At 40.7% G+C, this 26,656-nt stretch carries 18 protein-coding genes and 1 riboswitch; of the genes, 7 read left to right on the top strand and 11 right to left on the bottom strand.

What is annotated here, in order from left to right; translation table 11 throughout:
- Nucleotides 1-14: 14 nt before the first annotated feature.
- The 3 genes from PESP_RS01115 to PESP_RS01105 form a co-directional block, all read right to left on the bottom strand.
- Nucleotides 15-2,759, bottom strand: coding sequence for a TonB-dependent receptor (locus PESP_RS01115; protein WP_089346393.1), 2,745 nt, complete (start codon nucleotides 2,757-2,759; stop codon nucleotides 15-17).
- 186 nt (nucleotides 2,760-2,945) lie between these two features.
- The gene (locus tag PESP_RS01110; protein WP_089346392.1) at nucleotides 2,946-3,920 is read right to left on the bottom strand and encodes an aldose epimerase family protein; all 975 of its coding nucleotides are present in this window, start codon (nucleotides 3,918-3,920) and stop codon (nucleotides 2,946-2,948) included.
- Nucleotides 3,921-4,115: 195 nt separating this feature from the next.
- Nucleotides 4,116-4,505: an acyl-CoA thioesterase gene (locus PESP_RS01105; protein ID WP_089346391.1), complete on the bottom strand. Its 390-nt coding sequence runs from the start codon at nucleotides 4,503-4,505 to the stop codon at nucleotides 4,116-4,118.
- Nucleotides 4,506-4,540: 35 nt separating this feature from the next.
- Here PESP_RS01105 and PESP_RS01100 point away from each other — a divergent pair, with 35 nt between their 5' ends.
- On the top strand, nucleotides 4,541-5,245 hold the full coding sequence (locus PESP_RS01100; RefSeq protein ID WP_089346390.1) for a 2OG-Fe(II) oxygenase: 705 nt from the start codon (nucleotides 4,541-4,543) through the stop codon (nucleotides 5,243-5,245).
- 74 nt (nucleotides 5,246-5,319) lie between these two features.
- Here PESP_RS01100 and PESP_RS01095 read toward each other — a convergent pair whose 3' ends face one another.
- The 4 genes from PESP_RS01095 to acnB form a co-directional block, all read right to left on the bottom strand.
- A complete protein-coding gene (locus PESP_RS01095) occupies nucleotides 5,320-6,555 on the bottom strand; it encodes a cysteine desulfurase-like protein (protein ID WP_089346389.1) in 1,236 nt (411 codons plus the stop codon).
- Between the two features lie 9 nt (nucleotides 6,556-6,564).
- Nucleotides 6,565-7,197: a 2OG-Fe dioxygenase family protein gene (locus tag PESP_RS01090; RefSeq protein ID WP_089346388.1), complete on the bottom strand. Its 633-nt coding sequence runs from the start codon at nucleotides 7,195-7,197 to the stop codon at nucleotides 6,565-6,567.
- A 220-nt stretch (nucleotides 7,198-7,417) separates the two neighbouring features.
- A complete protein-coding gene (locus tag PESP_RS01085) occupies nucleotides 7,418-11,596 on the bottom strand; it encodes a PKD domain-containing protein (RefSeq protein WP_089346387.1) in 4,179 nt (1,392 codons plus the stop codon).
- A gap of 233 nt (nucleotides 11,597-11,829) precedes the next feature.
- Nucleotides 11,830-14,427, bottom strand: coding sequence for a bifunctional aconitate hydratase 2/2-methylisocitrate dehydratase (gene acnB, locus PESP_RS01080; protein WP_089346386.1), 2,598 nt, complete (start codon nucleotides 14,425-14,427; stop codon nucleotides 11,830-11,832).
- A 376-nt stretch (nucleotides 14,428-14,803) separates the two neighbouring features.
- On the opposite strand from acnB, the gene PESP_RS01075 reads away from it, so the two are divergent.
- A complete protein-coding gene (locus PESP_RS01075) occupies nucleotides 14,804-16,129 on the top strand; it encodes an IS4 family transposase (RefSeq protein WP_089346385.1) in 1,326 nt (441 codons plus the stop codon).
- A gap of 47 nt (nucleotides 16,130-16,176) precedes the next feature.
- Here the strand turns inward: PESP_RS01075 and PESP_RS01070 are convergent, their stop codons facing one another.
- The 3 genes from PESP_RS01070 to PESP_RS01060 all read right to left on the bottom strand — a co-directional run bounded on the left by PESP_RS01070 (nucleotide 16,177) and on the right by PESP_RS01060 (nucleotide 19,680).
- Nucleotides 16,177-17,232 (bottom strand): OmpA family protein, encoded by a 1,056-nt coding sequence (locus PESP_RS01070; protein ID WP_089346384.1) that lies wholly within the window; start codon nucleotides 17,230-17,232, stop codon nucleotides 16,177-16,179.
- Between the two features lie 334 nt (nucleotides 17,233-17,566).
- On the bottom strand, nucleotides 17,567-18,973 hold the full coding sequence (locus PESP_RS01065; RefSeq protein ID WP_089346383.1) for a protein adenylyltransferase SelO: 1,407 nt from the start codon (nucleotides 18,971-18,973) through the stop codon (nucleotides 17,567-17,569).
- A 2-nt stretch (nucleotides 18,974-18,975) separates the two neighbouring features.
- Entirely contained in the window at nucleotides 18,976-19,680 is a 705-nt protein-coding gene (locus tag PESP_RS01060) for a DNA-3-methyladenine glycosylase I (RefSeq protein ID WP_089346382.1), read from the bottom strand.
- Nucleotides 19,681-19,871: 191 nt separating this feature from the next.
- A riboswitch (Lysine riboswitch) is annotated at nucleotides 19,872-20,068 on the top strand.
- A gap of 128 nt (nucleotides 20,069-20,196) precedes the next feature.
- On the opposite strand from PESP_RS01060, the gene dapA reads away from it, so the two are divergent.
- The 5 genes from dapA (at nucleotide 20,197) to PESP_RS01035 (ending at nucleotide 25,414) form a co-directional block, all read left to right on the top strand.
- Nucleotides 20,197-21,081: a 4-hydroxy-tetrahydrodipicolinate synthase gene (gene dapA / locus PESP_RS01055; RefSeq protein WP_089346381.1), complete on the top strand. Its 885-nt coding sequence runs from the start codon at nucleotides 20,197-20,199 to the stop codon at nucleotides 21,079-21,081.
- A gap of 15 nt (nucleotides 21,082-21,096) precedes the next feature.
- Entirely contained in the window at nucleotides 21,097-21,837 is a 741-nt protein-coding gene (locus PESP_RS01050) for a 2,3,4,5-tetrahydropyridine-2,6-dicarboxylate N-succinyltransferase (protein WP_089346380.1), read from the top strand.
- The gene (locus PESP_RS01045) at nucleotides 21,837-23,042 is read left to right on the top strand and encodes a PLP-dependent decarboxylase (protein WP_089346379.1); all 1,206 of its coding nucleotides are present in this window, start codon (nucleotides 21,837-21,839) and stop codon (nucleotides 23,040-23,042) included. Before PESP_RS01050 ends, PESP_RS01045 begins: the two co-directional genes overlap by 1 nt.
- Nucleotides 23,043-23,047: 5 nt before the next feature.
- On the top strand, nucleotides 23,048-24,169 hold the full coding sequence (locus PESP_RS01040; protein ID WP_089346378.1) for a succinylglutamate desuccinylase/aspartoacylase family protein: 1,122 nt from the start codon (nucleotides 23,048-23,050) through the stop codon (nucleotides 24,167-24,169).
- 210 nt (nucleotides 24,170-24,379) lie between these two features.
- Nucleotides 24,380-25,414 (top strand): phospholipase A, encoded by a 1,035-nt coding sequence (locus PESP_RS01035; protein ID WP_089346377.1) that lies wholly within the window; start codon nucleotides 24,380-24,382, stop codon nucleotides 25,412-25,414.
- A 65-nt stretch (nucleotides 25,415-25,479) separates the two neighbouring features.
- Here the strand turns inward: PESP_RS01035 and PESP_RS01030 are convergent, their stop codons facing one another.
- Nucleotides 25,480-26,373, bottom strand: coding sequence for a bifunctional GNAT family N-acetyltransferase/hotdog fold thioesterase (locus tag PESP_RS01030; protein ID WP_089346376.1), 894 nt, complete (start codon nucleotides 26,371-26,373; stop codon nucleotides 25,480-25,482).
- Nucleotides 26,374-26,656: the final 283 nt, after the last annotated feature.

Genomic DNA, 26,656 nt, shown 5'->3' with positions numbered 1-26,656 from the left:
GCCTCTGCTATCAATTAAAACGTGCCGCGAATACCAAACGCGTAACGTGAGCCATTATCTTCTACTGAGTAAATTTGGTTAGCAAAACGACCTGTTTGTACTAGCTCTTCTTCAGTAATGTTGATGCCTTCGGCAAAAATAGTGAAGTTTTCGTTGATGTCGTAACTTGCACTAATATCCCACTGACCGTATGTTTCAACGTTCACTGGCTCTCCGTTAAAGCCGTTATCAACTAAGCGTAAAAAGCCTTCACGGTTGTTAAAGGCAATACGTGCCTGCCAGTTTTCTTGCTCGTAAAACAATACTAAGTTTTGCGAATCGCCTAAGCCTTCAAGTGCAAATGTTTGTGTAGTATCGCCATCAACACTAATGTCGCTATCAACTACGGTAGCATTGGCAATAAAACCAAAGCCGTTTTCAAACATGTGAGTTACACCAATTTCGTAACCTGTTACTGTTGCAGACTCACCATTTTGCGGACGACTTACAGAGTAAACTTCTGAGCTACCATTAAGCTCTGCATCGGTTTGATCTGTACATGTAGTACATGCAAAGTCAGGACCTGTACGGTCGGTCATATCGTATGTTTCATCACCGGTTAGGGTTACGATGAAATCATCAACTTCTTTACTAAATACCGCAAAGCTAAATAAGTTAGCATCGTTGTAGTACCACTCGTAAGAAATATCCCAGTTTTCAGATTGGAACGGCTTAAGTGCAGGGTTACCACCACTTGCTGTTAAGTTTTGACGACGAGGCTCGTTAAATGTAGTCGCAGGAGAAAGCTGAGACATAGTTGGGCGAGTGATGCTGTCGTACGCTGCAAAGCGTAAAATCATGTTGTCTTGTAGTTCAAGCTTAACGTTAAAAGACGGTAGTAAGTTTGAGTAGCTTGTACCTTCTTGAATATCTGTAGCAGGACCAAATACATTTGAGAATAACGTGGCATCAGATGTTGGTACAACATCGCTAATAAAGCTTTGTACCGCAGCTACTTTAATATCGGTTTCTGAGTAACGTGCACCCATGTTAACCGTAACTGGCATATCAGCTAGGTCAAAACCAATAGTAAAGTCCATGTATAAGCTAGTGATGTCTTCGTTAATTGTATAACGGTTATTTTGTAATGTAGGCTCTACTGGGAAGCCTTGATCTGCTAGGTAATCAAGCATTTTATCGCCGTCGTAGCTATAAAATGTATCAATTAAACCTGGGAAGTAGTTATTTGCTGAGTAAGCTTCAAAATCAATTTCATCAAGTGGCGCTTGCGTGCCATAACCACAAAATTGACATTGGCTGCCAAAAATTTGGAAGCTCGATTTTTCACGCTCTTGACGATAAGCACCAAAGTTAATGCGATCGACTGGGCCTTTATCTGGCACGTATTCAAAATCAGCTTTTATTTCTGTAATTTCGTCTTCGTCAGTAAACTGGTTACCTACTTCGTTGTAATGAAGACGCGCTAAACTTGCATCTGGCAGTGAGCCGTTTTCAAATCCGTCATGCTGAACGGTAGGAATGCTACCTGTACCATCAAAGCTGTAGCTGTTAATAATACCCACTACGTTGAAGCGGTCATTACCTGCACGGTCGTTTTCAGCAGTAGAGCGAGACACATCAAGTTTTGCTTTTAGTGACTCGTTTACTTGCCAATCTACGTTTACACCAAATGCTTTGTTAGTGACATCACGCGAGTTACGTGTGTGTGATACAAAGTCAGTTGCAGGGTTACCACTGGCATTACCTAAACCAACTTCTTGCGTAAAGGTAAGTAAAGTACCCGTTTCTGGGTCGATTGTTGCGCTACCTACGCGGTCTGGTTCAAACCAAGATGCTAAATCGCGTACTGATGAATCAACTTCAAATTTTGAAATTAAACCATCAACCGTAATTGTTATATCGTCAGATGGTGCATATTGAAGCACTAAACTTGCGTTAGTACGTTCGCGGTCTTGCTCATCAACAACTTGGTCCCAGTTACGAGGAATGTATGCATTGTCATACAGTACGCCGTCTTGTGGGTTAGAAATTGTTTGGCCACCGCGCCAACCTGCCGTTAAAATTTGGTTGTTTTGCAACTTACGCTGCTGATTAGTAATAGCAAAAAGCACACCTAGCTTGTCGTCGTTAAACGTGTTGCTTACTAAAAATGAAGCCGATGGCGATACTTCTTCAGAAAGGCTTTCGTACATGCCTTTAACTGAACCAATAACGTGTAAGCCACCAAAGTCAAAAGGACGAGCTGTGGTTACGTTTACCGTACCACCAATGCCGCCTTCTTGAAGTGTTGCGCTATTACTTTTATAAATGTCAGCACCAGTGATTTGATCTGCTGCTAATACATCAAAGTTAAATTCACGGCCTGCGCTGTCTGTCGCAATTTGACGACCATTTACAAGTACCGTATTAAATTGTGGGCCAAAACCACGAATTGTTACTGCTTGCCCTTCACCGCCACTACGGTCAATGGCTACACCTGTTATACGTTGCAAAGACTCTGCTACGTTTAAATCAGGAAATTTACCAAGATCTTCTGCTTTAATCCCGTCGGTTACAACGTTAGATGCTTTTTTATCTAACATTGATGAACGTAAGCTGCTGCGAATACCCGTTACCGCGATAACCTCAACATCTTTATCTACTGTCGGTGTGTCACCTTCAGCGCCTTGAGCTGCAACGTTGCCGCTTGCCAATATACCTGTAATAGCAATACTGAGCGCGGTTTTCTTGTTGAACGATAACTTATTGTTAATTATCATTTTTTAAAAACTCCTGATTGTGTGTAGTCATTTTGTCGTTGTGTGGTGTGTATAGCTTCAAATACTATTTATAATATAAATACTTTAAATTGAGCAAAAGTGCAACCTTTTCCTTAATTATGGCTATCTTTTTGTTACGTGTATTTTTCTTTTTGTTTTCTTTAATTTAACAGCGAAATTAGAACGTTATTGCGAAAAAGCAAAAATTATTTGCTGTTTATATTCTTCATTCGGCAATAAATTAGCTTTTGGGAAATCACTTCTGTTTGCTGCATTAGGCCAATTTTGCGCTTCTAAACACAATGCTTGGCGTGCTTTAAAAGGCGCACCTACAAAATTTGCGGTATATAACTGCATACCTGGTTGCGTGCTTTTAAGGGTTAAATTAACGCCCGTGTGTGGCGAGGTTAATGTAGCCATTGTTTTTAAGCGGCTGTCATCGTTAAAAATATAGCAGTGGTCAAACCCGTTACCTGCAGTTAATTGAGGGTGAACCGCACTTAGCGCATCACCTAAGCGCGTTGGCTTGGTAAAGTCAAAGCAGCTACCTAAAACGTTTTCGCTACTGGCAAGTGGGATACTGTTATTATTGATAGGTAGGTACTCTGTGGCGTTTATTTGCAACAGGTGATTATTAATTGTGTCGCTGCCCTCAAGGTTAAAGTAGCTGTGGTTGGTAAAGTTAACGAGGGTTTCTTTATCGGTTTTGGCTTTATAAGAAAGTATAAGCTCACCGTTGCAAGTAGTTATCGTTTGCCAAACGTGTAATTGGCCAGGAAAGCTTTCTTCGCCGTCGGCTGAGCAATAATAAAGCTCTACTTCATTGCTGCTTTGTTTAATAACTTGCCATAGCACTTTATTAAAACCAGTTTCGCCACCGTGTAAGCTATTAGGAGCATTATTTGCTTTAAGCTGATACTCAGTGCCTGATAATGCAAAACGTCCGTTTTCAATACGATTTGCATAGCGCCCTACTGTTGCACCTAAATAAAATGGGTTTTCTAAATAATACTGCGGGTCGCTCACTGTGAGCGTCATCTCTTGGTTATTAAACTTTATACTTTTGATAATTGCGCCAAATGGCAAAATTTCTGCAGTTAAGTTATTACCGTCGCTAAGTGTTATAACCTCTAAAGGCTTATTATTAGAAGTAGGTGCCACACGAATTCTCCATAAATTACCGACTAAACAGTACCTGTTATTGCGGTGCAACAATATATAATATAAATAGTATATAAGTGAACTGCGTAACTCAATCAAAATACGTTAAAAAACAGCTATAAAAATTTACAGCTGTCTCTTGTGATTTACAAAGGCGATATTTACTTTAATTTAAGTGCGATTTCAGATTTTTACTTAAGCCATATGCTCACTCAGTGCTGTGATTTCTGCCTCGCTTAAAGCTTGCTTTGCTTTGTTAGCAAAGTTGTAGCGCACTAACACTGTTTTACCAATAACACAGCACTTGCCTTGCTGCCATGCCTCTTGCTTAATGGTAAAGGAGCTATTGCCTATATGCTCTACTACCGTTTTTATTGTTACTTCATGTGCATAAAAAAGCTCCCCTACAAAGGAGGCCTCTATTTTAGCAATGATCAACTTCCAGTTGTGCGGGTTTAGATCGGGAGTAAAAAATTTAAAAATTGGGACACGTGCTGCTTCAAACCATACAGGGAGTGCGGTATTGTTAATGTGTCCGAGTGCATCTGTTTCGCTAAAGCGCGGCATCACTTTTTCAATAAACATAAAAATCCAAATAATAACTATATAAAAGGTAAACCATGACGGACTTTATTCACGTTATTGATAACGCGTTAAGCGATGATTTTTGCGATAATTTTATTACCACTTTTTCTAAAAGCCCGCATGTAAAACAAGGAGTAACCTCTGGCGGTGTGGACTTAAAAAAGAAAGACAGCCACGACCTGCAACTAAACAATTACCCCGAATACGAACAACAATTAAAGCATATTCAACAAACCACTGCACAGCATGTTTTTAAGTATGTTGAAGAACACTTTTTTATGCTGATTGGTGCTTTCGGCCTAAAGGTATATCACCCAAAAACGGGCGAAGTTGTAGATTTAACACATGATAACTTTGACGAAGTAGGCAAGCCTCAGCTTCCTGTTTTAGTGCAGCAAATATTTAGACTAGGAAATATTCAAGCACAAAAGTACGAAATAAATAAAGGCGGTTACCCTTATTGGCATAGCGAGGTGTATCCGCAGTTACAACACAATGAAGCATTGCACCGTATTTTGTTATTTATGTTTTATTTAAACGACGTGGAAGAAGGCGGCGAAACAGAGTTTTATTATCAAAACCGTAAAATAGCCCCTAAAAAAGGCACCATGGTGATAGCCCCTGGCTACTTTACGCATACCCACAGAGGTAATAAACCCATTTCTAACGATAAGTATATTTTAACCTCGTGGGTGCTATTTAACCGAGCTGAAAAAATATACGGTACACCTAAGGGCTAGATCCTAAGTACTCTACCAATAAAAAAGCCATAAGTTTTTACTTATGGCTTTTAAAATGCTGAATGGGTAAGGCTTTAACCTAGTAACTCATCAAACAAATCAAATAATTTATCAAGCTCAGCCGTTGTGTTGTAATGCATACAGCCAATACGCACAACACCGCCTTTATCAAGCACGTTTAATTGCTTACATAAACCTTGCGCGTAGAAATTACCATCCCACACGCATATGTGTTGTTTGCCTAAAAATTCAGACACTTCACGTGGCTCTAAACCTTCAAACGTTAAAGCAAACGTAGGCGTACGCTCGTTTAAGCGCTCAAGGTCATCGATACCAAATAACTTAATGCGTGGATAATTAACCAAACGCGTTAAAAAGTATTCACTCAATGCCATTTCATGCTGTTTTGTTTTAGCAAAAGCAGCAGTTAGTTTTTCTCGGCGAGTGTGGCTGTCATCCAGTTCGCTTATTGCAGCAATGTAATCAACAGCAGTAACAAAACCTGCCATTGCTTCAAAGCTTTGGGTACCGGTTTCCCAACGTCCCGGCGCTACATCTTTAGCGGGTTCAACTTTGTAAGGAGTAAACCCTTCAAGGTGCTGCTTTTTACCGTAAACCATACCTAAGTGTGGGCCAAAAAACTTATACGCCGAGCAAGCTAAAAAGTCGCAATCAAGCGCTTGCACATCAACTAGCTCATGCGGCGCGTAATGTACGGCATCAACATAAACTAAAGCGCCTACAGCGTGAGCAAGTTCTATAATACGTTTTATATCGTTTATAGAGCCTGTGGTATTTGAAGCATAAGTAACAGCTACTAATTTAGTATTGCTGTTAAGCAAGCTTTCAAATTGAGCCATATCTAAGCTGCAATCAGCTTCGTTAATTAAAGCCGTATTAACTTTAACGCCTTTATCTTCTGCGGCTTGCTGCCAAGATGATACGTTTGAGAAGTGATCAGCGTTAGTTACAATGATTTCATCACTTGCCTGCCAATCGCGTGAAATAGCACGGCTAAAACTAAAGGTAAGGCTTGTCATGTTTGGGCCAAACACAATATTGTGTGCACTTGGCGCATTAAGTAAATCTGCTGCTGCTTGGCGAGCATTTGCTAGTAGCTCTACCGTTTTATCACTTGAAAAAAACGCGCCACCTAGGTTTGAGTTGTAGTGCCCTAAATAAGCAGACATTGCATTAAGCACTGACTGCGGCACTTGAGATCCACCTGGGCCGTCTAAAAATATCGGTGATTTACCATCAACGCTTTGCATTAATGCCGGAAACTGCTCACGTAATTGCGCTATGTTCATGCTCATTCCTTAAGACGTAAGTACAAAGCAATCCAGGTAACCTGGTTTGCTGGCATCTACTTTATTCATTGGTGTGGCGTTGTGCCACACTTGACGGTCGTTTATTAACGCAAACATTCCGTCTTTAATTTCCATTTTAAAACATGGCTCAGCTTGTTGGTTTTCGTACACAAGTAGCTCGCCACCTTCTAGGTTTTCGTGCGAAACACCACATACACATACATGATCAAAACCATCTTGATGCACACCTTCTGGCGCCGCTGGCGTGTCGCTATCAATAGCTAGCATTCTAAATTGGTGTATTTCAATATCACGCTCTTCATCAATGCCGGTAATAGCACAAAACTCACTTACAATGCTTTGCATACCTTGAGACTCAAGTAAGCTTTGCTCTAAGTTCTCGTAAGTACGCTCTACGTTACCCTGAAAAGTGTTAATAGAATCGTCTTGAACAAATGCTTTGGCAGCTCGTAGTTTTAGCTCACCATTTTGAAATTTAATTACTGAGTAACGACGTTTGCGAAATTCGCCATCTGCATAAGGATTTGCAGGTAGGTTATCAAAAGAAGGCTTAACCAAATCAATATTTGCTTGGTTAACAAAACGTAGTTGCAGTAAATTCTGGTTGTTTAATGCAGTCATAAAATCTCGCCTAAAATAATGAGAATATTAAAAGGGATTTTAATGCATGCGTAGAGGATTTTCTGAGCATAAATTGAGGTATAAAAGATTAAAAGTTAAATTTTAAGATCTAAATTCATACTTTATTGAAAATTTAATTCAAAAAAATTGGCCACACTGCGTAGCCAATTTATTAAATTCAATTATCGCTCTAATTTTAGCCTAAAACGATATAACGCTTTTACTCTATTAGTTCAAATGCGATATTAATATCGCAGCTTTGCGCTAAATAATGAACCGTGTATAAATTGCCTTCTAAAACGCCATCACACCCGCTTATAGACTCTAATTTATAGCCTGCATTTGCAGAAATATTAAATGTTAACGTATCACCATGAAAGCTTGTGTAGTTTTCAACGCCGTTATTTACTACACCATTACCATCTGAATAAATAGTAACATCATACCTTGGCTCAAAAATCGTGAAAGTGATCTCTTCTTGATTTTGACATGTTGTACCTTGCAAATACTCACAAAGCACTATCTCATCGCGATCATTTGAAATAAATTCAATCACCTTGTTTTGGCCGTCTTGCTCGTAGGTAAACTTACCTTCAACTAATTCAAGTGATCCAGCTTTAATATCGTTTTTCCAAAGCTCGTACCCATCTATATAGTAAATACCCCACTTTACGAAGCTCTCACCACTGCGTTCGTAAATTTCAAAAGGAATTTCATGCTCATAAAACTTATCAGCGCTTGTATTTTCAATATAGTTTTCAAAGTAAAGTGATGCGTAAGAAAGGTTTTCTTCCCCTGAATTAGTATCAAATGATCTAGATACACGCTCCACAACTTGGAAATTATCATTTTGATTAATAAGCCTATAATCCATCGTATAATCAATTAAGCACGTTTCTAAAGTCAAATCACAATCGGAGCCGTATGTGCCTGTAAGTTGATCATATTTTCTGCTTCGACTAAAGCTTCCATCTTTAAACTCACCTTGAATGGAACTTGTAAAATAGGTGAAGAACACTTGGCCATCTTCGTATATTTGCAGCTCATCCCAAATGGTCTCTAAGTTATGGCCTTCTTTAAATAAGTGACGCCCAGCAAAGTTACTCGGGGTAATTTCTTGCTCTTCTAGCCTTACCATTACGGCAACATTTATTTGCTTTTCATCGTCATACTGGCCTTGCATTATTACTTGATAGCCGAGGTCTATATCCTTAGTAATATAGATATCTTCAACACTATCAGAAGTGGTAATTTTAAGCCCCACTGCGGTTTGCTGCCAAGTAAAGCTTTCTGATTGCGCTTCATCTATTGTATCGACTACGCTACCAGTCCCATCATCATTTAGCAGCAATTCCTTAACTGTACTCTCAGATGGGATATCTAACGACCAACTACCAACCAAATCGCTTGAGGTTAAATCAATTTGAGGCACTACTGAATCAAATAACTTAACATGGCTATCACTGTGCCACTCTTCAACTAGTTCCTCGTTACGAAACTTACTTATACTCTGCGTCATTTCGTACCAGCCGTTACCTAAATCGAAACGTTCCTTTAGTACAATACTGGTCATTACATCTTTACGTCTAACTTCTACTTGAGTGCCATTTTCAACTTCATACGCAACACTTTCATTTAATACATACTCATCAGAAAAATAAACTCTAATTTCATCAAAATATTTGCTCCAAGATATTGCTACTTGGTTACTGCCAGTAAAGCTGCCCTCATCATTTTCATTAAGCTCTAATTTGAAAGAGGTAGAGGTAAAATAATCAGGATTATTAATTAAAAATTGCCCTGATATTGTTTCTGGTTTTTCTACAAAGGTCGCATTAATTTCGCAGTCACTGTGTCCACTAAAGGCAATATAATATTCCCCCTCAATATAACCTTCGCAACCTTCTATTGAATCAACTTCATAGCCTTCATTAGGCGCTATATTAAAACCAACCAGCTGAGCAAAAGGCACCTCTTGCACTGCTGGCTGTAGTTGACCAAATTCATTAGATTGAGCTGTTAAAGTCACTCGTGGGTTTTTAGATTGATAAACTGTTTTATCGCTCTGTGTACAGCTACTACCTTGTTGGTAATTACAAATAGTGTATGTTTCACCATCACCACTAATAATTTCAAATAGCCATGTTTGTCCACCTTTTTGGTATTCAATTACACCTTCATTTAACTGCGCTTCATACTCGATACCATCGATTGTTATCGTAAATGAGCCGTCATCGTAATTAACCCGAATTCGATCTTCTATTACTTGCTCATCAGCACTTTTATAAAGGTTAAAACTGCTTTGTAGTAAATAAGGGGTAAACTCTGAATAGCTTAGCTCTTTACTGTACTGATAAATGAGTAAACCTTTTTGGATATCATACATATCCCCTTGCGGAGAAAACCATTTAAACTCTCTTAGTAAGTAGTAATGGCTGTTCTCTACTGCAATGATGTCATGGGTCACTTCTGCGCTTAAGTAACAGGTTTCATCAAACCCTTCACAACTGCTAACGGTGTAGCCATTATATTCATAGCGGCGTCTAGTTAGTTTTCCATCCTCAAGAATCCCTTGGTAAGACGTTGTGCCAAGTCCTAACATTATGGTGCCATCGGCAAACACGTTCATGTCATAAAGTTGTGCCGTACCAACAAATCCCTGCCAGCGCCCAATTAAGTCATCATTGGATAAAGACACCGTTTCTCTTTTTATCATTAAGCCATACTGGCTATCAGCTGGGTCGGCTGATGTAGTATCTAATGAAACTAATTGATAGCCTGCTTTTAAATTTTTAGTAAACCAAAAATTTGTTGTTCCAATGCTACCGTCTTCATCATAGGTTACTGTTAATTTATTATTAGTCAGCTCCCACTCAAACGGTGCTGAATTATCACTTAAAACAACGCCTGTACCATCTTCGTAAAAGGCAATCGTCTCTAGGTGGCTAACATAGTTACGGCTTTCTGTTCGCTCCATTTCCCATTCACCCACGACATCTTCTGCGGTCAAACTTAAGGTTTTACTTTTAAGAATAAGGTTGGTGGTTTGTATTTCTTGCTTGTTTTGTGCCTCAACGCTGTTTTCGTAAACTGTAATATCACTTTTAATATCTATTGTTTTAAAAACTTCGTTTTCGCCGAGTACTTGTAACGAAAATGAATTTAGGTACTCCTCATGGATAGTTTCTATATCATCTTTAATTTGAAAGTATTCATTAATAAGTACAGGGGACTGCAGGGCTACTTCTATTTTTCCACTCACTTCTTGCCAAGTTACTGAACTACCTGTAACTGCATGATATTGACCAGTACCGTTCTCGTTTAAAGTTAAGTGACTGGCTGGATTTGCATAATAGCGCGGAGAGTTAATTATATATTCACCAACCAATGACTCTTTTGAGCCTGTTACTAAATCTTCATCTTCTTTAATTTCGGTTTTTGTTTGCTCTATTAGGTCAGGGTCTTGCTCATTAACATCCTCTTCAAACTGCTCTGCTGCTTCTTCATTAGTTACTAAATCGAGGGTACTCTCTACGCCCTCCGGCAGCTCGTAATCAGGGTTATCTACAATAATTTTAATCAGGCTTGCAAGTTGTACTTTTTCATCAGCATCCACATTTAAAAGTGCATTATCTAGCTCATCTTCACTTGTCGGTTCATCACCATCTCTAACAATAAGTGCGTACTCTGCTGTTGTCACATTAGTTGTGTTAACACCAAAATTTTCATCACTGTCTAAAATGCCATCATCACCTGCTTGCGTAGCTAACTTTTTAACAGAGCTAAGCTGAGAGATAAATTCAACCCCAGGATTTAAATCATCCCGCCCTTTAGCTTTAACTTTTACTAGGGTTTGCTCTAAGGCTTCATCAACATCTAATACTATTGTATAAACACCATTTTCATCTGCTGTAGCTGAATAAGTTTTATCACCTATGGTTATTTCTACACTTGCAAAACTAATTGTGTTGTCGGTAATTAAGCCATTAAGCGTAACTGCCGTTGAGTTACGTTTAATTAATACTTGCTGAGTAGCGCTTGTTGTTGCTCCATCATCATCTTCTACTGTTACTGTAAAATTAACGGTTACATCTTCTGTAATGTCGGGTGAGAGATAAGTGATTTCATTTGAGTTTGGGTTTTGTGCGCTGAGGTTTAAAGTGGAGTCATGCTGCCAATAATAATTGGCTATTTGCCCGTCTGAGTCTGAAGCGCTGGCAGTAAGTGAAAAGCTGGTTTTTTCTTGTATTTCGCCTTGGCCAGAAATTGCTACAGAGGGGGCTAAGTTTACAGTTTCGTCGCTATCCTCATCTTTATCAAAACTACAGCCAGATACTAAAAAACACGCACTCACAGTACTCGCTATTAGTTTTAATCGGTAGTTACTTTTATTTTCCATTATGTGCTCCGATAGTTATTTAATGCGGAGCAAGAAAATACTTGTTGATTGCTCCCTCAACCATTTACAAATGTTATTGCCACATATAATTGTTCATTTTTTGTTAATTTTCAACTTTATTTACTGATTATTATGCCAATTATCGATTTTTCAAGCTTAGCTGCTGAAAGTATTAAAATTTATTTTAGCCAATAAAAAACCCGCTTTAGCGGGTTTTTTTAAACAGATTTAAATTATACAGCTTGCTGAATAATTACGTTGTCTGCTTTTTTAGTGTACTGAGGCATACGGTGGAAGTTCAAGTAACGGTATGTATCTGCAGCCGTTGCATTGATCTTGTTAGCGTATTCTTGGTACTCAGCTGGCGTAGGTAATTTACCTAAAATAGCAGCAATTGCTGCAAGCTCTGCTGATGCTAAGAATACGTTTGCGCCATTACCTAAACGGTTAGGGAAGTTACGTGTAGAGGTAGAAACAACGGTTGCTTTATCAGCAACACGCGCTTGGTTACCCATACATAGCGAACAACCTGGCGTTTCGATACGTGCACCAATGCGACCAAAGATACCGTAGTAACCTTCGTCAGTTAGTTGGTCTTTATCCATCTTAGTTGGTGGAGCAACCCAAAGCTGTGTTGGGATACGACCTGTAAAGCCATCGAGTAATTTACCAGCAGCACGGAAGTGACCAATGTTTGTCATACAAGAACCGATGAATACTTCATCAATTTTCTCGCCAGTAACATCAGAAAGTAAACGTGCATCATCAGGGTCATTTGGAGCACAAAGGATTGGCTCTTTAATCTCTGCTAGGTCAATTTCTACAACGTGTTTATATTCTGCGTCAGCGTCAGCTTCCATAAGTTCTGGGTTAGCTAACCATTCTTGCATTGCAGTAATACGACGCTCGATAGTACGTACATCGCCGTAACCTTCAGAGATCATCCACTTAAGCATAACAATGTTAGACTCAAGGTATTCGCTGATTGACTCTTTAGAAAGCTTAACAGTACAACCTGCTGCTGAACGCTCTGCTGATGCATCTGATAATTCAAATGCTTGCTCAACAGTTAAGTGCTCAACACCTTCAATTTCTAGTACGCGACCAGAGAACTCGTTGATTTTGCCTTTTTTCTCTACTGTTAATAAGCCTTGCTTAATACCGTAGTAAGGGATTGCGTGTACTAGGTCACGTAAAGTGATACCTGGTTGCATTTCACCTTTAAAGCGAACCAAAATAGACTCAGGCATATCGAGAGGCATAACACCTGTTGCTGCTGCGAATGCTACTGCACCTGAACCCGCTGGGAACGAAATACCTAATGGGAAACGAGTATGTGAGTCACCACCAGTACCTACAGTATCTGGTAATAACATACGGTTTAACCATGAGTGAATTACACCGTCGCCTGGGCGAAGTGAAACACCGCCACGGTTCATGATGAAATCAGGAAGCGTATGGTGAGTGTTTACATCAATTGGTTTAGGGTAAGCAGAGGTATGACAGAAAGACTGCATTGTTAAATCTGCAGAGAAACCTAAACATGCTAAATCTTTAAGCTCATCACGAGTCATAGGACCTGTAGTATCTTGCGAACCTACAGTGGTCATTTTAGGCTCACAGTATTGGCCTGGGCGAATACCGGCTACGTTACATGCTTTACCAACCATTTTTTGCGCTAGTGTAAAGCCTTTATCAGAAACTTCAGTTACTGCTGGTACTTTAAATACGTCAGTAGCGCCTAAGCCTAAAGATGTACGTGCTTTGTCTGTTAAACCACGACCAATGATTAGAGGAATACGGCCACCGGCACGTACTTCATCTAAAATTACGTCTGACTTAAGTTCAAAAGTAGAGATAACGTCATCAGTACCGTGACGCTTAACAACACCTTCGTATGGGTAAATATCAATTTGATCACCCATGTTGAACTCATCAACATTTAATTCGATTGGTAATGCACCCGAATCTTCCATTGTGTTGAAGAAGATAGGCGCAATTTTGTTACCTAAACATACACCACCAACGCGCTTATTTGGTACAAATGGGATATCGTCGCCCATAAACCAAAGCACAGAGTTAGTTGCAGATTTACGAGAAGAACCTGTACCAACAACATCACCTACGTAAGCAAGTGGTAAACCTTGAGTTTTTAACTCTTCAAGTTTAGTGATTGGACCTACTTCACCCGCTTTGTCAGGAACAATACCGTCACGCTCATTTTTTAGCATTGCTAAAGCATGAAGTGGGATATCAGGACGTGACCATGCATCTGGTGCAGGAGATAAGTCATCGGTGTTTGTTTCGCCAGTTACTTTAAATACAGTTACTGAAATTTTTTCAGCAACAGCTGGTTTGTTAGTAAACCATTCTGCGTCTGCCCAAGACTGAATAATTTTTTTAGCGTGCTCATTACCCGCTTTTGATTTTTCTTCTACGTCATAAAATGCATCAAACATTAATAGCGTGTTAGAAAGACCTTTAACTGCGATAGGTGCAAGCGCTTCGTCATCAAGTAGCTCAATCATTGGGGCGATATTGTAGCCACCTAACATTGTACCTAATAATTCTGCTGCTTTTTCTTTAGATAATAATGGAGATTGTGCTTCGCTTTTAGCAACTGCCGCTAAAAAGCCTGCTTTAATGTAAGCTGCATCATCAACACCTGGTGGTACGCGGTTGATTAATAAATCTAGGATGAACTCTTCTTCACCTGCCGGTGGAGTTTTAATTAGTTCAATAAGATCAGCCGTTTGCTGAGCATCTAATGGCGCTGGTACGATACCTAACGCGGCACGTTCTTCTACGTGTTTACGATATTCTTGTAGCACAATATTGCCCTCTTGGTGACGTGAAAGTATTCGGTAGCGCCTCATGCGCAAAAAAGTTACCCAATACTTATAGTATTCTAACGCGTGATTATAAAGCTTTTATTTATAGATGAAAATCCATCCAGTTAAGCAACTGATTATACCGACTATAAATGTTATGAATAGTGGTTGGCGTAAAATCTATTCTCATGAATGCTTGTTAAGTAATAATCATTCTTGTTTAAGCCCGTCTTGCAAATTAAATTGGTTTATTTCAGGCATAAAAAAACCCAGCACTAGGCTTAATGCCGATCAGTTAAGAAATATTTAATGATCCATTGACCGATCTTCTGGCTAGTATATAAAGACTCCTGAATTTATTCAGGAGTCTTTTCTTTTGCAACTCACTACCGCACTTTCTCTTGCCAATGGCTATGCCCCTAACTCAGAAGGCTTAGGTCAACTGAGTGATTTTTTATGCTCTGATTTTATCAAACAATGTGCTGAAACAGCCGGTGTCGCGACTATAAGACGAAGAAGGCTGCCTGTTGAAATGGCTGTTTGGACTGTAATTTGTATGTCACTTTATCGTGAAGACCCACTCTGGAGCATTGTCAGTAAATTGGGTTTAGCATTACCCGGTAAAAAAGAGCTTGTTGCGCCTAGTGCTGTCGTACAAGCAAGACAACGCCTTGGCGCTGGTGCAGTGAAAGAAGTCTTTGAACAAAGTCAAAAAATGTGGAATAAGGATGCTAACCATCCCACATGGTGCGGGTTATCTCTCTTAGGCGTTGATGGCGTTATTTGGCGCACACCTGATACCCAGGAAAATCATCAAGAATTTTCTGCTTGGAAAAACCAGCACGGTGATACGGCCTTTCCTCAAGTTCGTATGGTATGCCTAATGGAGCTGACTAGCCATTTATTATTGGGGAGTGCCTTTGATAGCTGCCGCTCAAGCGAAATGGTACTTGCAGAAGACTTAATCGAAGTAACACCCGATAATTCACTCACGTTATTTGACAGAGGCTTTTATTCTTTGGGCTTACTAAATCGCTGGCATCATGCAGGAAAAAACCGCCATTGGCTCCAACCCATGAGAAAAGGAACCCAGTACGAAGTCGTTCGCTCTTTAGGACGTCAAGACAAACTCATCAAACTAAAAACAACAGCGCAAGCGAGAAAAAAGTTTGCAGACTTACCTATGGACATTGAAGTAAGGCTGGTAACGAAAACAATTAAAGGGAAAGAAGTAAATATTCTGACGTCATTGAGCGACCCAATGCGTTTTCCCAAGGCTGAAATCGTTGACTTATACAGCGACCGATGGGAAATAGAACTTGGCTATCGAGAAATGAAACAAACCTTATTAAATAGTCACTTCACGTTACGCAGTAAAAAGCCAGATATGATAGCGCAAGAGCTATGGGGCATAATGCTTAGCTATAACTTACTCAGGTATCAGATGGTAAAAATGGCGCAGAAAAAGCCGGGACTTTATGCCAAGCACCTGAGTTTTACGACGTGCGCAATCAGTATTATTAACTTAATTCACACGATGTTTATAGAGAATGCGGGACGTATCCCAAAATCTATTGAGCAACTACAAGCACAAGTTGAACATCATATTTTACCGATAAAACGAGAGAGAGCGTATCCAAGGTGTGTGAAACCAAAGCCCAGTAAGTATTCCAATAAAAAACGCCAGTCAGTTGTTAACTGACTGGCATTAAGCACTAGGCTGGGCTTTTTAAATTTAGTAATTAACTATTAACGCTTAACTTTTACACGCTCAATAGATTTTACATGCGCTTCTACACGACGGTTTTCTGCGTGAGCTGCTTTAGTGTTAGCTGTGTTTTTAAGACGCTCTTCACCAAGACCAACTGTTGTAATACGCTCTTCATCAATACCGTCTTTAATTAGCTCTTGTGCTACATCATCAGCACGCTTTTTAGAAAGCATCTTGTTGTAGTTAGCATTACCTACCGCTGAAGCATGACCTTCAAGTAGTACAGTTGTATCTGTGTGCTCTTTTAAGAACTCAGATACTGAAGCGATATCAGTAAAGTACTGGGAACCAACTTCTGCTGAATCATGCGGGAAAGTAACGAGTAAGCTAGTTGTTACTTCACGGTCTTCGTATAAAGTACAACCTGTACCGTCTACAGCATCTTCCATTGGAGTATTTGGACATTGATCATCAGCATCTAAGATGTTGTCGTTGTCGCTATCTTGAGGTTGTACAGGCACTTCTACAACTGTAGGTGCTGGTTGTACTGGTTCTGCTGGCATAGAGTTTTGGCCAAATAAGTAGTTAATACCAATTTTAGCACCTACATCTGTGTAACCACGGTCTAAACCTTGGTATACAGCTGTTTCAGCATTTACAAATAAGCCATCAGTAATGAAGTGTTGGTAACCAACACCTGCATTTAAGAATGTGTTGTCATCTACTACGTCCATTTCTTTAATACCAAATAGACCGTAGAAAGGACCGCCGTCAAGGTGGTAAAGTGCATCAATACCGTAACGCTCGCCGTCAATGTTATTACGGTTGCCAGCAGCTTTATCAAATGCGTTAAAGTCCATGTCTGCATACTCAAGACGTGCACTCCAGTAATCACTGAAACGGTAACCTGCTTCAACACCCCAGCCAGTTGACTCGTTTACGTCAAGGCCAGCTTGAGCACGCATGTTTTCCCATGATGCATCATAGTAGTCGCCAAATGCGCCAATGTAGAAGCCTTCTTCTTTGTCGGCAGCGAATGTAGACGCGCTAGTTGCAGCTAACGCAATTGCAATTGTAAGTGATTTTAATTTCATTGTTTTCTTCCCATTTTAACAACTTAAAAAATTGTAGCTAATCGATACTAGCTCAACCAGTTTTGTACACACTACCCGAGCTTTTGTTAATCGATACTTAACGAAAAATAAAGATTATAAATTTTTTCAACGATCTACAGGCATTCCAACCAACAATTGTAGGTTAAGTAAAAATTTTTACCTAATCAGCAATTAATAATTTATGTTAATTTATAAATAGTTACTTTTTATGAACGCGAAGAATATCACCACGCTTGTAACTGCTCAATCATTGTACACTCTAATTTATAAAAATGACCATTTATAATCAAAAACTTACAATTTATTACAATACTTAAGTACCGCAAAAAGTCTGATAGCGCGGGTCATTTAAGCCAGCCTCTTGAAAGCGGGTTAAGTTAGGTGTTTTATCATATGGATTACTCATTACCGTTAAGAAGTCGCTTAACAGCTCGCTTTCGCCATGTTGATTATATTGCGCAAGTATTTCTTCAACGATGTGATTACGCGGTATAGCCCGTGGGTTGGCAGCTCGCATTACGTTATAGCTATTTTCATCGCACCTTTTTTGCCACGCGTTTGCCCACTGCGTTAATTCCTCTGGTAGCTCATCACCATTAAGGGATTCGGTTAACGCATCAAAGGTATTAGTATAGTCAAGTTTATGCTCTTGAAATAACAGGAGTAACTTACTGACAAGTTCCACATCGTCTTCATTCTGACCCGCTAAACCTAATTTTTGCGCCCACATTTGATTGTACTGCTCGTTAAAAAGCGTTGAGAACTGGCTGATTATGGGCGTCATTAAGTTTACGGCTTGCTCGTCGTCATCATTAATGAGCGCTATTAAACTCTCAGCTAAACGAGCGCAGTTCCAGCTCGCTATGTTTGGTTGATTACCAAATGCATAACGTCCTTGTTTATCAATAGAGCTAAATACGGTATCAAAATCAAATACATTCATCATCGCACACGGGCCATAATCGATGGTTTCACCACTTACTAGCGTGTTGTCGGTGTTCATCACACCATGAATAAATCCGACTCTCATCCAGCTAATTATTAAGTCTAATTGGCTTTTTATCACCGCATCTAAAAAGGCTATGTAACGCTCAGGCCCGGTTGTGTTAATTTCAGGGTAATGGCGCTCAATGGCTGTATCGGCAAGCTTTTTAAGCCCCTCAGTATCCCCTTGGGTTGCTAAATATTGAAATGAGCCAACTCGAATATGACTACTTGCTAGGCGAGTAACAATTGCGCCAGGTTGCGGCGGATTACGATATACAGCTTCGCCGGTGCCAACCACAGCCAAGCAACGCGTGGTTTTAATACCTAAGCCATGCATTGCTTCGCTCATAATATATTCGCGAATAGCAGGACCTAGTGCACACCGCCCATCGCCTCCTCTAGAATAAGGCGTAGCGCCTGAGCCTTTTAATTGAATATCCCATAGCTGGTTTTTATCGTCACTTATAGCACCGAGCAAATGTGCTCGCCCATCACCCAAGCGTGGTGAAAAGTGCCCAAACTGGTGCCCAGAATAACCAAGCGCTACCGCCTTTATTTGCTGTGGTTCATTGCCTGCAAAGGTACTAGCACGCAGTTGCGGCTCAATATCTATATTAAACTGCTTAGCTAACGATGCGTTCCACAGCAGCAATTGCGGGGTAGCAACACTTGAGGGTTGATCCTCTATTGCGAAGTTATCTGCTATGTCTGTGTATCTTGGCACTAGTTTCATCATTAATCCTCTGCTTGTTGGCTTATACCTACGCGATTGTCACCCACCCCGTAGGCCACAATTAAACTTAACTCTTGCATGCTTAAACCACTTTGCTTTTGCATTTCATTAAAAAATGCCTGCGCAGCAGTGAGTGATTTTTTAGTTTGCAGCCCGCCATCAATTATTTTATGCGCTCTTAGGTAACTTTCTACATCGCGCGAAAGTAAAAATGTATCCTTACCTAGCGCTCTTAAGGCATAGGGGCCAGTATTTCCACCTAAACGAGCGCCGTGTTTTTTTAAATGTGCCCACAAACCGATAATATTATCTGTTGGCCACTGAGCAATAAACTTGCTAAAACTGCCGTGTTCCTGTGCTATTTCGTGGATCATGTAGGCATTTTCAGGAATCGTTTTCACTTTTTTATAATTACGAATAATGCGATCATCCGTTGCTTTTTGCTCTAGCATATCGGGCGGCATCATTAATAACTTATCAACGCTGAATTCCCAAAAGACCTCTCTAAAGCCCGGCCATTTGCTGTTTATTACTGACCAATAAAAGCCACTTTGAAAAACTTTTCGGGTAAATTCTTCAAGCCAATCGTCGTCACTTAACGTGCTTAACGCTTTTTTAGATAAAGGTTTTGCGAGTAATAACTTAAGCATTTTTTCAGAGCCTTTTCGCTCTACCGCTCGCTTATAAATATCACTAAATTTTTCCATACTTATTAAATACCTCGCTGCTCATAGGGTTAGTGTACGAGAAAAGCAGCCAATACGTAACCACCGCTATTTTCGATGAGCTAATCTATATTTAGCAGCTTGACACCTAGACGGCTAAAATGTTTTAATCGCCGCAATTACCCTATTTAAATTGTATTTTGTTAAAGCCTTAGCGTTAAAACAAAATACAAAGGGCTAGAAGAGGTGCGTTATTCAGGTAGCGTATGTTAGGAGCGCAAACTCCAGTGAGCATACGCCAGGGGAATACCGCCGAGAGGTAAACGCTTTTGCGAAGCAATTACTTCGGGCGACTAGGTTGAATCCTAGCGACTGTCACCAATAGCAGCTTTAAAGCAGCTTATTAGTTTGGTGGAGAGCTTCTGGTCTTAAATAATAAGGCCGTGCGCCCTATTATTTTAAGCCCATTCGCTCTTCGAATACTGTTCGAACGACGTTAATGAGGCTCACATCATAAAGCCCCTTTAATATCTCGAACACCTTATAGGTTCGTAAGAGATGATCAACAACTTCAATTTAGACGACTACGCACTGTGGACAGCGCTTGTAACGCCGTTTGATCAACAAGGTAATGTTGACTACGACACACTCACAACTCTCGTTAGTGAACAAGAAGCTGCGCAAAACGGTATTTTGCTACTTGGTAGTACAGGTGAAGGCTTAGCGCTTACACTTAAAGAGCAACAAGCCATTGTTGAGCACGTGTGCCAATTAAAGCCCAGTGTGCCGCTTATGGTTGCTGTGGGCGGTAGTAATTTAGCCCAACAAAAAGAATGGGTTAGCTACTGTAACCAATTACCTATTCACAGTTATTTACTAGGCTCGCCGCTTTATGCAAAACCAGGCGCTGTAGGTCAAACTCATTGGTACGAAAGCTTATTAAACGAAAGCGCGCACCCATGTATGTTATACAACGTACCAGGCAGAAGCGGTGTAAGTATTCCGGTGCAAACCATCGAAAATTTACAGGCGCATCCAAAGCTTTGGGCGTTAAAAGAAGCCAGTGGCAACATCACCCAATTTGAAGCATACCGACAAGCCGCGCCTAATTTAGCACTATACAGCGGCGACGATGCACTTATGCCCTATTTCGCGCAAGCTGGCGCAAAAGGCTTAGTATCGGTTGCGGCAAACGCGTGGCCAAAACAAACGCACGAGTTTGTAAAACGCAGCCTAAGTGGCCAACACCCCAATTTATTTGCTCAGTGGACTCGCGCTATTAATAGCCTTTTTACTGTAGCAAACCCTATTCCCGTTAAAGTGTTAATGCACCAACAAGGCCGCTTAAGTAGCCCGTTGCTGCGCCCACCTTTAACACACCTTGAGTTAACGCAAACCGATTGCATTACCACTGCAAACGACACCATTTTATCTTGGCATTAAATACAGGTTTTTATAATGAGCTGGTTAGAACTACTAAATAATTTAGAATCGGGCGCAGTACGCGCAGCATCACAAAACGAAAGCGGCCAATGGGAAGCTAACGTAGAAGTAAAACAAGGCATTTTAGAAGCCTTTAAAAATGGCACTAACACTGAGTTTGCAGGTGGTTTTGTAGATAAACACAACCTTGCACCACAAGAGTTTAGTACTGACGATGGCGTGCGTATGGTACCAGGCGGTTCAAGTGTTCGCCGTGGTGCATACGTAGCTAAAGGCACTATTATTATGCCACCAGCGTACGTAAACATTGGCGCATACATCGACGAAGGCACTATGGTTGATAGCCACGCATTAGTAGGCTCGTGTGCGCAAGTAGGTAAAAACGTACATTTGAGCGCAGCCGTTCAACTTGGCGGTGTACTTGAGCCAATTGGTGCAAGCCCAGTAGTAGTTGAAGACGATGCCTTTATTGGCGCAGGTTGTGTGATTGTTGAAGGCGTAGTTATTAAAAAAGGCGCAGTGCTGGCACCTGGCGTACGTTTATCTGCAACCATTCCGGTATACGACTGCGTTAATGAGCGTCAGCTTGATAAAGGCGAGCCAATCCCAGAATACGCAATTGTAATACCTGGCTCTCGCCCGGCGTCTAACGAATGGGCACGTGAGCAAGGCTTAAGCATGTCGTGCGCGCTAATTGTTAAATACCGCGACGAACAAAGCGATGCATCATTATTGCTAGAAGAGGTTTTACGATAATGAGCTTTTTGAGCACGCCAATCAAAACCGCTGTTAATACGCTTACACAGCAACTTGATACCCCTTTTTTTGTTTACGACTTAGATAAACTAAACGCACACCTTACGCGTTTAGTTGCGCAAACCGATGTAAAACTTTGGTATGCAGTAAAAGCGAATCCGCTTTCTAAGGTTATTCAAAGCTTAGATAGCGCAGGCTTTAACTTTGACGTAGCAAGTAAAGGTGAACTTGAACAAGTACTTGCACAAGGTATTAGTTCGCAGCGCGTGCTCAACACAGGGCCTGCAAAGAGCCCTAAACAAATTAAACACTTTATTGAGCGCGGTGTGCGCATATTTGTTGCCGAAAGCCTCAATCAAGTACGTTGGTTAAACCAACAAGCGCAGCTGCAAAATACGCAGCTGCAAGTTTTATTGCGTGTGCAACTACGCTGGCCAGAAGGTGAAAAAAACCCACTAGGCGGCGACAGCCTAACTCCGTTTGGGCTTGGCTGCGATGAGTGGCAAGCACTGAATACCGCCGATTACTCAGCCCTTAGCTTTGACGGCCTACATATTTTTCAGTGGGGCAACATGCTTAGCACACAAAAGCTAAGCGAGCTGTGGTCGCAAATGATTGCACCGCTTACAGCCCTTGCTAATAACTTAAATATAAACCTGAAAATTTTAGATTTAGGGGGCGGTTTAGGTATCCCTTATACATCAAGCGATGCAACACTTGAATGGGATGGCCTTATAGCCGCGCTTGCCAAAATAAAACATGACGCGGGTGTAGATGAGTTATGGATGGAGCTTGGTCGCTACGCTGTAGGCGAATGCGGCCACTACGCCAACCCCGTAGTCGAGTGCAAACAAAACTACGGCCAACAGCAAGTTATTTTAACCGGTGGCATTAACCACTTATTACGCCCTGCTGTTACAAGCCAAGATTTTCCTGCGGCGTTATTGCGTGAATCAACTGCACCAAAACAGGCAATGAGCCTATATGGCCCGTTATGTACGGCCCTTGATTGCTTAGGCGAGCACACCCTACCAAGCGATTTAAACGAGCAAGACTGGCTGGTATTTAGCCAATGTGGCGCCTATGGTTTTACCGAAAGCATGCCGTATTTTTTATGCCATGAGCTGGCAGCAGAATACGTTTTACAAAATGGTGAGCTCACCTGCGTACGCCAAGCCGAAGATGCCAGCCACTATTTAAGGTAATAAACATGAGCATAACAACACCAATCAGCCAAGAGAACATTGTAGTAGGAGAAGTGGCAAACGGCTTACCACTCACTATTCCTGTGTACCGCTTAAAAGGCAATGGCAGCGGGCCAAGCGTTTATATTCAAGCAAACATGCACGGCGCTGAAGTACAAGGTAACGCGGTTATTTTTCAGCTGTTAGAGCAATTAAAACAGCTCAATCTAAAAGGCGACATTACCTTAGTACCTTATGCTAACCCTATTGGCTGCAATCAAAAATCAGGGGAATTTACCCTTGGACGATTCGACCCGATTACTGGCACTAACTGGAACCGCATGTATCACTACAACAATAATTTAGTGACCCAGTTTGCCAAAGATCATAGCCAGTACGACGATGCCGCTTTAAAAAATAACTTTAAACAAGCCCTGATTGATGAAATAGACACCAAACTTAACGGCCCAGCTTATTTACTTAATACGGGTAAACGTATTGCGCTTAATCTACAAAAGCTTGCGCACCAAGCCGACATAGTCCTTGATTTACACACAGGGCCTATTTCAAGCAAGCACTTATATTGCCCAACGTATGCAACCGACAGCGCCCGTTATTTTAACATTGAACATGTACTGCTTATCCCAAGCGACTTTGATGGCGCCATGGATGAAGCAAGCTTTTGCCCATGGTGGCACCTAAGTGATGCACTTGGCGCACAAGGCAGGGACTTTAACGTACAAGTAGAAGCCTTTACGGTTGAGCTAGGTAGCCAAGAAAAAATAGATTTAACAGAAGCACTTAACGATGCAAATAGCATATTAAGCTATTTGAATCACAAAAATGTATTAGAAGACGCACCACATAAGCCAAGCAATATAACCCGCTACGCATGCCATTTAGATGACTACTTTGCTTACTACGCCCCTATTGGCGGCATGGTTGAATATGTAGCCCCACTAGGTGGACATATTAAAGCAGGCGAGCCTATTGCACATGTTTTGCGTATGGAGCGCTACTTGAGTGAGCAACCATTACAAACGCTTAGCCTCGATTGCGATGCTATCGCTATTTTGCATTTTGCCTCGGCAAGCGTAAACCAAGGTACTGAGCTTTATAAGTTTTTTACCAACGTATTTGAGCTATAACACATATTGTTGTAGCTCCCCCTTCTCATTGCGTGAGAGTAAGTTACTTAACTTACTAAAAAAGCGGCTTTATGCCGCTTTTTTTTGATCTGTGATAATAGTGTAAACGTAGAGTAATGAAATAAGTGTAAATTCAGTGAAAGTTCACCGTTACATATGTAAAAACACGTTATAATTTATAAATCTACCCTACCCTCAAAGGAATAAACAATGAGCTGGCGTTATTGGATTGCACTCACGGCTTTACTTAGTACCCCCTCTTTTGCCCAAGAAGAGGTAAAAGAAAACGAACAAGACAACGATATAGAGCTTGTTAAGCAATGTATTTTAAACGAAGTCATTGGCGGCGATGGAAAGCAAACCCTAGACGATCTTCGTAAAAAATGTTCAGCGCTTGAGGAAAACAAACAACTAACCGCACTTGATAAACGAAAAGCCCGCGAAGAAGTAAGCAAAAAGAATCGCAACGTAATTACGCCACATAAACGTAACTACATTTTGCCGCTGTCGTATGTATCGCATCCAAACGATCGCCCATTTGATGGCTTTGACGAGCTAACAGATGAAGAAAATGGCGAACCACTTGATAACCTAGAAGCCAAATATCAGCTGTCTATTAAAGTGCCGCTTTACGATGATTTTGCTGATGACGATCAAGCCATCTTTTTTGGTTTTACACTGCAGTCATATTGGCAAATTTATAATTCAGAGATTTCATCTCCGTTTCGTGAAACCAATTACGAGCCAGAAATATTTTGGGTAAATTACCTAGATCAAGAGAACGTACTTTGGGGCGATGAAATGGCAATTGCACTGGGTATTTCACACCAGTCTAATGGCCGAAGCCAACCTAACTCTCGTTCGTGGAACCGTATTTACGCCGATTTCATTTGGGAAAATGAAGGCTTTGTGTTTAGCTTTAAGCCTTGGTACCGCATTGCTGAAGATGAAAAAGAAGACCCATTAGAAGCCGATGGCGATGACAACCCTGATATTTATAAATACATGGGTTACTTTGAATTTAGCGGCGCGTACCGTTTTCACGATCATGAGTTTAGCTTTATGACACGTAATAACTTCAATTCAGATAATCGTGGTGCTATTCAACTTGATTGGTCATTCCCACTCTGGGGGCGCTTACGTGGTTACGCTCAGTACTTTAACGGCTACGGTGAAAGCCTGATTGATTACAACGCCGATATTGAGCGTATAGGTGTAGGTATATTATTAACTGATTTGTTATAAAATCAGCGCATAAAAAAGCCAAGCATTAATTACAATGCTTGGCTTTTTTAGTGAAGCATTGCCCATTATTTCTTAACGGCAAACACCCCTTCAAATTCAGCCACTACATCGTCGCCATCAAAAATGGTTACCGGCACTATATAGCTTGCTTTACCATTTGTTTCTAAATCACTTAATTTGCCTTTACAGGTATGTATATCAACACAACCGCGCGGGTCGGTATTTAGCGGTTTTAAATATTTAATATTGGCATCAGCTAGCACTATATTGCCTTCAAGCCCTGCCTCTTTTAACGCTAAATACGTGGCCCCCCAACCGGTTAAGGTTGCTAAACTATAAATAGAACCTGCAAACATTGTATTGTGTAGGTTTAAATTAGCGTCTAAATCAGCACGCGTTGTAAACTGCCAATCTGTGTAGCTTTCTACTTTAATGCCCATTGCATCGCTAATTGGGATTGATTCACGCCAAATATTTTGCAGTACTTGGGTCCAATCAGGGTGGCGAAACCAGCCTGGCTCGCTTGGTTTTTGTTTTACCATTTTGAAGTGTTGTACATCGCCATACGCTAAATGTGCTTTTTCTTTTAGCTCGTAGCCGTGACGCTTATAAAACTCAAGTGCACGCTCACGAGCAAATAATACCAGTTCACCTGCGTTTTGAGTCCATGCTATTTTTTCAAGCTCATGCAATAAACGGCTACCAATATGTTGGTTTCTGTTACCTTCAGCCACGGCCATGTAACGCACTTGCGCTTGTTCATGGTTATTAAAGTGCAAACGGGCAACCCCCAATACATCGCCTTCTTTATTTTTTATAAAGCGATGCTCAGAATCTTGTTCCATATCGTCTTGTTCAGAGCCACGCGGCTCATTCCAAGGGGCGCGTAATACTTCCCAGCGTAATTGATAATACGCTTGCCAGTCTTCGCTGCTTTGCGGTGTAGTTACCTGAAACATATATACTCCTGTTGTTTTGCCGTAAAAATAAAGGCTACGGCATGTAATCCAACTGAATAACTCTTTAACCCACACTCTGGTTATTAAAAACTAAAAAATTAAAGATTAAGTTGGTTGGGATTATTATGGCAAATACCATACTCCATCTTTTAAACACTGCCAATACGACTTTGGTAAGCGAGCGTAAAATAACTCATTTAAAGTGTGAACACTCAATCCACCTTTAACACTACTTTAAGCGTTAACTAGGTTAAATAATTTGGCTTAACTACAATTTTAGTTA

The organism is Pseudoalteromonas espejiana DSM 9414, from assembly GCF_002221525.1.
GTDB classification, from domain to species: Bacteria; Pseudomonadota; Gammaproteobacteria; order Enterobacterales; family Alteromonadaceae; genus Pseudoalteromonas; species Pseudoalteromonas espejiana.
This window is presented reverse-complemented; position numbering and strand designations above follow the sequence as displayed.

Coding starts and splice junctions, on each gene's coding strand:
- PESP_RS01060 (WP_089346382.1), bottom strand. CDS start 19,680: ATGGAAAAATTTAGTGATATTTATAAGCGAGCGGTAGAGCGAAAAGGC.
- PESP_RS01040 (WP_089346378.1), top strand. CDS start 23,048: ATGAGCATAACAACACCAATCAGCCAAGAGAACATTGTAGTAGGAGAA.
- PESP_RS01115 (WP_089346393.1), bottom strand. CDS start 2,759: ATGATAATTAACAATAAGTTATCGTTCAACAAGAAAACCGCGCTCAGT.
- PESP_RS01095 (WP_089346389.1), bottom strand. CDS start 6,555: ATGAACATAGCGCAATTACGTGAGCAGTTTCCGGCATTAATGCAAAGC.
- PESP_RS01035 (WP_089346377.1), top strand. CDS start 24,380: ATGAGCTGGCGTTATTGGATTGCACTCACGGCTTTACTTAGTACCCCC.
- PESP_RS01090 (WP_089346388.1), bottom strand. CDS start 7,197: ATGACTGCATTAAACAACCAGAATTTACTGCAACTACGTTTTGTTAAC.
- PESP_RS01070 (WP_089346384.1), bottom strand. CDS start 17,232: ATGAAATTAAAATCACTTACAATTGCAATTGCGTTAGCTGCAACTAGC.
- PESP_RS01105 (WP_089346391.1), bottom strand. CDS start 4,505: ATGTTTATTGAAAAAGTGATGCCGCGCTTTAGCGAAACAGATGCACTC.
- PESP_RS01045 (WP_089346379.1), top strand. CDS start 21,837: ATGAGCTTTTTGAGCACGCCAATCAAAACCGCTGTTAATACGCTTACA.
- PESP_RS01065 (WP_089346383.1), bottom strand. CDS start 18,973: ATGAAACTAGTGCCAAGATACACAGACATAGCAGATAACTTCGCAATA.
- PESP_RS01050 (WP_089346380.1), top strand. CDS start 21,097: ATGAGCTGGTTAGAACTACTAAATAATTTAGAATCGGGCGCAGTACGC.
- PESP_RS01030 (WP_089346376.1), bottom strand. CDS start 26,373: ATGTTTCAGGTAACTACACCGCAAAGCAGCGAAGACTGGCAAGCGTAT.
- dapA (WP_089346381.1), top strand. CDS start 20,197: ATGATCAACAACTTCAATTTAGACGACTACGCACTGTGGACAGCGCTT.
- PESP_RS01085 (WP_089346387.1), bottom strand. CDS start 11,596: ATGGAAAATAAAAGTAACTACCGATTAAAACTAATAGCGAGTACTGTG.
- PESP_RS01100 (WP_089346390.1), top strand. CDS start 4,541: ATGACGGACTTTATTCACGTTATTGATAACGCGTTAAGCGATGATTTT.